This is a genomic window from Labilibacter marinus, from assembly GCF_001659685.2.
Lineage (GTDB): Bacteria > Bacteroidota > Bacteroidia > Bacteroidales > Marinilabiliaceae > Saccharicrinis > Saccharicrinis marinus.
In genome coordinates, this window is sequence record NZ_LXYE02000043.1 from 45,703 (window position 1) to 54,014 (window position 8,312).

Genomic DNA, 8,312 nt, shown 5'->3' on the forward strand with positions numbered 1-8,312 from the left:
CGACAGAACAAAGCTAATAAGAATAATTCTAAATAAAGCTAACTTGTGTCACCTCTTTGTTTCTCAGTTTTGAAACATATTTTGCCTCACTTTGTTTACTTTATACGAAGTATTTACAGTTAAAAATTTGTGTCAAATTCGGGATAAGAAGTAAAAAAACTTATTTTTGCGCATTCAATTTATAAAATCAAGAAGCTATGTTTTTGAAGGTATTATTGCTAAGTGTTGTGTTGATTGGGATAGTTTTTGTTTTGATGGCAATTGGCATTTTAATAAAAAAGGGAGGTAAATTTCCTAATCTTCATATTGGAAGTAATAAAGAGATGCAGAAAAGAGGTATTTCGTGTGCTACTACGCAAGATAGACAAGCACAAAAACCTACTATAAAAATTAAGCCCTTACATTTAGGTGGAGAAGGTGATAGCCATAGCTTAAGCTGCTAAAAACATTAATCACATAAAAAAACCTTATACTACTGAATCAGTTTTCAGTAGTATAAGGTTTTTCTCGTTCAAGACTTCTTTGTTTTATCGTCCATTATTGATATGAAAATCATCGGGATGAACAATTATTTCCTTATTCAATACATCCCCATTTGAAGATCTAAACTTTCTTGTTTTAACTAATTCTGTAGCAGTTTCAATCCAAACATACCTATGCCTCGAATAAACTTTCTTCATACTATTAGCAGGAACATAGGTAACAGCACCAATTACGTCAATATCAGTATCACCATCTTCGAAATGCTCAATTTCCTGATTATCGTAGTATACCTTTAAGGCAAAATTACAATGGTTCTCAATTCGAATCCTGTAATTCAAATCATCATCTTTTCGGCAACTTGATAGCCATACAATAAATAGAAATGCTGCTGCAATTTTAAGTTTAGTGTAAATGTGTTTCATGGCTTGAGTTTTTTATGATTTGTTAACACAAACCAAATACCATGCCACTCAATACCAACCTTATTATTTTACTATAAATTGCTCAAAGCCCTCGGTATATTTCACCTTATTTTCACCTTTCTTATCTACATATATAAAGTAGCCCTCTATTTTAGGTAGTGATTGAATTACATTCATGCTTTTTTCTAAACCCATGACCATACAAGCGGTAGCATAAGCATCTGCAGTCATACAGTCGGATGCAATTATAGAGGCACTTAATATGGAATGTTGCACAGGATAACCTGTTTTAGGATCGATGGTATGCGCATACTTTTTACCATCTTTTACATAAAAATTACGGTAATTACCGCTAGTGGCCAAACCTACATCACTTAAGGACAATACATCTTGCAATTCTCTTTTTAAGGCAGCTTTATCATCAATAGGTTTATCAATACCTACTCGCCAAGAAATACCTTTATGATTAACTCCGTGCGCTCTTATTTCACCACCTATTTCAACCATAAAATTCTCAATACCTTCTGATGCTAAATAATCAGCCACAACATCTACTCCAAAACCTTTGGCAATAGCACTGGCATCAATAATAATTCCAGGTTTATCTTTATTTAATTGCTCACCATTAAGCTGAACCATATTCATGCCCACATTCAACATTAAGGAATCTATCCGTTCTGGAGTCACCTCATCTTCCTTTTTAAATCCGAATCCCCAAGCATTTACCAATGGTCCAACAGTCATATCAAAAGCTCCATCTGTATTTTTAAAAACCTTTTGACCACTTAAAAAAACCTTCTTCAGCATTTCATCTACAGGAGCACCCGTTTCACTATAGTTAAATTTACTGATGGTAGAAGTATCCTTATAAGTAGACAATGACCAATCTACTTTATTTAATTGCTCAACTACACCTTTATCTAAAGTGTCATTTTCCTGCAGAGGTTGATATATAATATTGTAGTAGGTACCAAAAATTCCACCTTGCATTTTTTGATATGCATGCTCTTGGAGTTGGCACGACAAAAATAGAATGGAAATCGTTATAACAATTAAATACTTCATTTTAGATGATTTTGGAATTAATAGTGCAAAAGTAATGCAATCTACATCTTAAGCAAAGTACTTTAATTATCAGACAAACTAGTTCCTTCTTAAATTTTTCACTCTATACACACTAGCTAAAAACTTTATACGTTTTCATTTGTATAAGTATCAACACAACAACGATTAACACAACATAAAACTGGCATGGTCAGTGCATATAATTTGGTCATTACCACATTAATTCAATTTGCATTGGCTATCAAAGTTTTGCTATTTTAGAACAAATGAAACAACTTACCCTAATAGTCTTCTTAGCTATTGCTGTGCCTTTTAGTATGGCATCCAAGAATAAGGATAAACCAACTTTATTGGTTGGTTTTTACGGTGGTATTAATTTCACTCAGCCAACTGCCATTACTTCTCACCATGTAAATACATCTTTATTCGGAAATCCAACTTATTATGGGAAAGAATATAATTCAACAGGTTCCAATATTGGAAATCAGTTTGGCTTTGTGATGTTTTACCCTGCTTTTGGAAACCTTCATGTCGGTTTGCTTCCCTCCTATTCTGGTTATAAATACACTTATAAAACCCAACAGAATTGGAATGAAACAAGTGGAGCTACATTACTAAACACGACTGAACACACCCAGAAATTAAGATACTTTGAGATTCCTGCGGTAGTTCGTTATTACATTGGAACAGCTAAAGTAAAACCATACGTGGAGGGAATTATTTCTTACGGACTATTGCTTAATGCCAACAAAACTGCCGACACTGAGTATACCAGAACCAACGGCTCCTACTCATCGGTGGTACAAAATACTTCGCTCAAATCTGATTACAGCAATAGTTATATTAAAAGCAAATTCGATATTGGCTTTGGAGGTGGTATTTCTTACGATTTTAATCAAATTATAATCATGCTTGGTGCATCGTATACACAAGGATTACACCATATCAATAATGAGAAAAATAGATATGCTAACGATTTATTTGTAGGAAGTACATATGATGTGCAAGACAACCTAAACTTAAATGCCATCAAAGTCAATCTTTCGCTTGTATTCCCTATTAATAAAATAACCAAACGTTCCGAAGTTGAGTGCAACTACTTTAGAAAAAGCAGAAAAAAATAATTTCTCTACTAAAAAAACACCAAAATAATGAAGCAATTATATATACCTCTATTCATAGGACTGTTGTTAGTAGCCTGCGATATTAAAGACAATTCCGTTTCTCCAAATTATAATTTCACACACGTTTATGTAGATGAAGATGCAAGTAATGCCTACTATCCCGTTGATGCCATGGAAGCAAGCGATGGGAGTATCATTATCTTATCGGCATTAACCAACACTTTAAATACAAATTATCCTACCATTCAAATTATAAAAACTAGCGCCAGCGGTCAGCTTATTTGGCAAACAAATGTAGATCCTGCCTTTGTAAGCCCTGTACCTAATCTTATGCAAATTGGTAATGCAATACAGTTTATTTGCATGGATGATAATTCCTTTAAAACGAAGCTGATGAATATTAACCTTTCTACAGGCATGGTAAATGAAATTGGTGAAAATGAAAAAACTTATCCACTCGCTGCTCACTACGCCGAAACAAGCAATTCTATAGTTGTATTGTCGTATGATGGATTAGGTACAAACACCATTATAAGCGGCTACACACCTGCAATGGGTTTAACATTTAGAGAAAGTACGCCAACCAATAAAGACTTTTCTTACGATATATTTCAACATCTGAAAAAGCAAGGGAACCCTTTCCCATTTTTCATCAACTCATTTGAAAATAGTGGCTCAACTTATTATAGCGTAAATGCATTTTCTAACTATACTCTATCCTTGCTTTTTGTAAATCACAGTAGCGGAACCATTAGTGGCCGCGTTAATGGCTATCAAGAACTAGGTGGAATTGCAGCTTCTATAAATAAGAGCAATGACCTTTTTGCTGTGGCAGAATCTCATTTTAACACAGGAGAGATTTCGATTAATACGGAAGCTTCTATAGATATTAACGGAACCCAAAATGTAACACAACTAAACGCCTTGGGTTTTCCTGAATTAACTTCAGATTCTAATGTGAAGATTATAAAAGAAACCATCAATGAGAAGGAGCTTTTGATTTATGCAGCTACCACTAAAACAAACCAGTTGGCTTTGTACTTTTTTGATGCGCTTAGTAATGAATTGTTACATACAGAGTATCTTGGCCACACCAATCCGGTAGAGATTAGTAGCTTTTTTAAGGCTAATGATGATGGTTTAGTTATTACAGGAAAAACATGGGTTGCAGGACGATATCAGCGGGTTATTCTTTTTAAGGTAGCGACGGATAAAATAAAGTTATAAAAAAGTCAACAGTTGGCAGTTAGTAAAACTCTAACCAAAAACTGTTGACTAAGCGCTGAGAACTGAGCTTACTTCTTCACAATAACCTTTCCGGTTTCGCGATATTGATCGGTGCTAACAGAATATAAATACTGACCCGATGGTATAGAGGCTACGTTTAAACGGAAGTTTTGAACGCCATAATTCAAGCTGGTGAGTTGCTTTTGGAATACTACTCTACCGTTCACATCAAATATTTTAATGACGGAATTACCTGGCATCAGCATATTAAACTGTATGGTTAAAATACTGGAAACTGGATTTGGAAAGGCATAGGCTTTTACATTCATAGCTTCCAACTCCTTTACGCCTATATCTAATCCAAAAATATCAATTCTGTTATCTATGAACTTATCAAAACGGGCTACTTCCAAAGTTTCTTTACTGGCTCCAAACCAGTCTTGCAACACAGAAGTGTAAACCTGACGATAGTCCACCTGAAACTTCATATTACCGCCCTTTAAGTCTGTTAAATCGGGGTTGTCTCCTACGACTTGGCTTTTCACACCCTTACCAAAAACAAACACTGGTGTGGATGTTCCATGATCGGTACCGTAACTTTGGTTAGAATATACCCTACGCCCAAATTCAGTAAAGGTCATGGTTAAAACTTTGTCTTCGAGTCCAAGTTCTGCTAAGTCATCTTGAAAAGCTTTAATGGCAGATGAAAGATGATACATTAATGCAGCGTGAGTTCCCAGCGTAGCATCATGCTCTTCTACTTGGTTTCCGTGTGTATCAAAACCACCCATACGACACATGAATATGCGTGTTTTACTTCCGCCTTTTAATAAACGAGCAATCAATCTTAACTGACCACTAAGCGGATTCTTTTTATATATAGATGGTGTAGGTGCAGGATATTCCGATGGATATTCAATAGAGGAGTTAGAACCACTGTCGTATACTTGTTTTAAGCGCTCGGCATATACATTCGACATGCCTTCGAACTGCCAAAGGTATTCTAGCTCGTCGCCAGCATGACCTTCAGGTTTATAGAAAGTAGCATCATCTACTCCTACGCCATTAATTAAATCGTAAAAAGCGGCTGGACTTTGCACATTCAGGCCAACAGGAATGCCTTCTTCGCGATGAAAAGCCAATGACATGGCACTTCCCATCTCAATGGCAATGGGGTCCTTCATGGTATCACTTGGATAGGCATCCGGATAACCTGGATATTCTAAATCTAAAAATCGCCCCATCCAACCAGAAGCCACGTTAGCGTTATCTTCGGTTCCATCAAGCCCCATAAAAACCAAATCGCGCCCTCTAAAGTGGGAACCATTCATATCGGGGTAACCCACATTTTGAACCACCACAGCTTTACCCTCATCATAAAGCTGCTTGAAATGTAACATATCCGGATGCAAACCAACCTGTCGGCTTTCGGGGATAGATTCATCTACATTAATATAACTTCTAGCACCATGATCCGGAATAGCAATATTGGCTCTGGCATCGTAATACTCGTTGTATTGACCAATGGGCACTAAGGAGTTTAATCCATCGTTACCGCCATGCAGCTGAATGAATATCAACACGTTTTCGTTATCTCCCTCAAGGGAAGCTTGCGCAAAGGCGCCTTTGGATGTCATGGCGCGCAAAGGCACTCCACTTAATGCAATACTACCTGCAGTGGCAGCACCTATATTTCGTATAAAATTTCTTCGTTTCATAAAATAAGTATAAAAACAACAGAATAAAGACAACAGACTAAATCAGTCGTACTGTCTCTAAAACCCAAATTAATAAAGCTGATATTCTGGCGATTGCATAATGGCATTGACCAAAACATTAATGCGCGACTCAACCGTTGATTTGTATTGAGTAGGGTCTGCCAAGTAATTATTCCATTCGCTGGTCCATGCAGAAGCATACAAGCCATCTAAGAATACGTTGGTTAAAAAGAATTCTCTTCTTTCATCTGCTATCGCGAAAGGAATCATCAGCTCAATGAATTTATCTACCATTTCGTTGGCATCAGATGCATTTGAAATGACTCCACTGTTTTCTACCCAGTCCAATAGATCTAACTTTATACCTAAATCTTCTCCTTGACGGTTTACGCCATTGAATAAAAGTTCGGCAAACTGGTAACGGTAGGCTAGCGTATGCGGACGAACCCATGCTCTACTATAAATAGGATATTGATGATAAGCAGGATATCCCGCTACCTCAAAAGGCTCATAGAAGTTAAGGCCTTGGTCTTCGATCATCTGAAAAATACCCGTTTTGTAAGTCTTTTCATATAAGCTTGTCAAGTCGCTTGGGAAAGAAACACCAAAAAGATTAACCGTTCCCATGATAAGTTCGATGGGCGACTTGATGATAGACCCCTTGATATTGTTTGTAGTAAGGGCATCATCGGCATCGTAAAAGTGCTGCGAACTCAACATGGCTTTTACCACGGTTGACATATCGTAATCAGCTGCCTTAAATTGAGCTGCCAATGGCTCAATAACATTCGTTTCTATTTGCTCATCTATTTGATAATATACAAAATGACGATATAGTTTTCGAGTGATGAAACGTGCTGTTTCGTCCTTATCAAAAATCATATCCATCATCTCATCAAACTCTCCTTTTGCCGCTTCCGCTGTGGCAAAATTGCCTTCTAACTCTGCAGGAGAAATGCTTTTATTATCGAAACGTTCGCTAAATATTTTTTCTCCAGCATCGTGCCTTTCTGCTATCATCACACCATTGCTTTCCTGGGTTTTTAACTTACCCGTTGGAAGCAAAGTATCTGGATGAATGGTTTCAAAAGTATCGTCTGTTTGATAGCCCGTTAAAATACGCGTGGCTGCTTTAATATCATCCTCGGTATAGTTGGTATAATCACCCTCCGAAACCTGAGCGCCACGACCAATAGAATAAAGCTCGAACATCTCACGAGCAAAGTTTTCATTAGGACTACTCACATCGTTGGTGGCATTATCCAAATAAATAAGCATGGCATTATCCATGCAGATGTGTTTAAAGAGTTCCTTAAAACTACCCAAAGCAAAATGACGATAAAGTGCATTTTGGTGATAGAGCATTTCGGAAGAATGCACCAAAGTACGACGTACTGGCAGATGCGTATGCAAAAAGTAAGTCAATCGTTCCGAGATACTAGTCCCTGATTTTCGAATTTGCTCCAAATGCCACATGATAAAATAATCCGTAAGTACATCTTGCTCGCTATTACTAGCGGTAGCTTTTGGATTTAACCATGTTGCATTGGTTTTTAAATCGATGGGTAATTCAGGCGATGTTGGATTTGCAAAAAGAATATCCATAGCCTGATCAACAGTAAGTGATGCAAACTGTTGTACCGCTGCTTCAGTAACGCCAAACGTAGCTCGCCTTAATAAGTGCGCTGCATTTTGACGACCCAAAGCACCAGATAATTTGTCTGTTGCTGCCATTGTGTGTTGTGTTGTTGTTGTGTTTGATATAAAACGCAAAATAGTTGTTTAAAGTATAACGAACAATGAATTAGCAATTTGAATGGATAAATTGTTTAACTGGTCTGCTACATTTTTTCTATACCAAAAATATGACGTACGAAGTGCTGTTGATAATTATCCGAAACAAAGAGGTGCATACCTTTGCCTGCCGTGAGGCTCATTGTACTCCTTCATTTTTTCCTTCATTGATTTTTATAACATTCGATAATGCCTATACTAGATTATCTATTATACTCACTCAAACAACTTTTTTTCCTTACGTTTTTACATGAAAACGGAAAAATTAGCCTTTTATGACGCTCAAACTACAACCATCGTCATACACTTCTCTTTATAAAAAAACTACTCACCCACACACAATAACATACATATACTTTTGTCACATCTTTAACTAAGTGTGGCATTATAGCTTCGAACTATGGCATAAAATCTTCTATCTATGTCGTTTTAATTTTTAATCTAGCCTAAAAAAAACTTATAAATAATGATAATAGGTC

Annotated in this window: 7 protein-coding genes; 3 read left to right on the forward strand and 4 right to left on the reverse strand. The window is 36.6% G+C overall.

The genetic code is table 11. The features are described 5' to 3' along the window. Positions 1–197 precede the first annotated feature (197 nt). Positions 198–443: a hypothetical protein gene (locus A8L32_RS17670; RefSeq protein ID WP_075591114.1), complete on the forward strand. Its 246-nt coding sequence runs from the start codon at positions 198–200 to the stop codon at positions 441–443. Between the two features lie 84 nt (positions 444–527). Here the strand turns inward: A8L32_RS17670 and A8L32_RS17675 are convergent, their stop codons facing one another. Beyond that, positions 528–905: a hypothetical protein gene (locus tag A8L32_RS17675; RefSeq protein ID WP_075591115.1), complete on the reverse strand. Its 378-nt coding sequence runs from the start codon at positions 903–905 to the stop codon at positions 528–530. Positions 906–968: 63 nt separating this feature from the next. Then, complete coding sequence (locus tag A8L32_RS17680; RefSeq protein ID WP_075591116.1) at positions 969–1,970, reverse strand: FAD:protein FMN transferase; 1,002 nt, start codon at positions 1,968–1,970, stop codon at positions 969–971. 266 nt (positions 1,971–2,236) lie between these two features. Between A8L32_RS17680 and A8L32_RS17685 the strand changes: the two genes are divergently transcribed. Then, positions 2,237–3,094: a porin family protein gene (locus A8L32_RS17685; RefSeq protein WP_075591117.1), complete on the forward strand. Its 858-nt coding sequence runs from the start codon at positions 2,237–2,239 to the stop codon at positions 3,092–3,094. 27 nt (positions 3,095–3,121) lie between these two features. Next, a complete protein-coding gene (locus A8L32_RS17690) occupies positions 3,122–4,321 on the forward strand; it encodes a hypothetical protein (RefSeq protein WP_075591118.1) in 1,200 nt (399 codons plus the stop codon). Positions 4,322–4,389: 68 nt separating this feature from the next. Here A8L32_RS17690 and A8L32_RS17695 read toward each other — a convergent pair whose 3' ends face one another. Beyond that, positions 4,390–6,039: a DUF1501 domain-containing protein gene (locus A8L32_RS17695; RefSeq protein ID WP_075591119.1), complete on the reverse strand. Its 1,650-nt coding sequence runs from the start codon at positions 6,037–6,039 to the stop codon at positions 4,390–4,392. Positions 6,040–6,108: 69 nt separating this feature from the next. After that, the gene (locus A8L32_RS17700; protein WP_075591120.1) at positions 6,109–7,773 is read right to left on the reverse strand and encodes a DUF1800 domain-containing protein; all 1,665 of its coding nucleotides are present in this window, start codon (positions 7,771–7,773) and stop codon (positions 6,109–6,111) included. Positions 7,774–8,312: the final 539 nt, after the last annotated feature.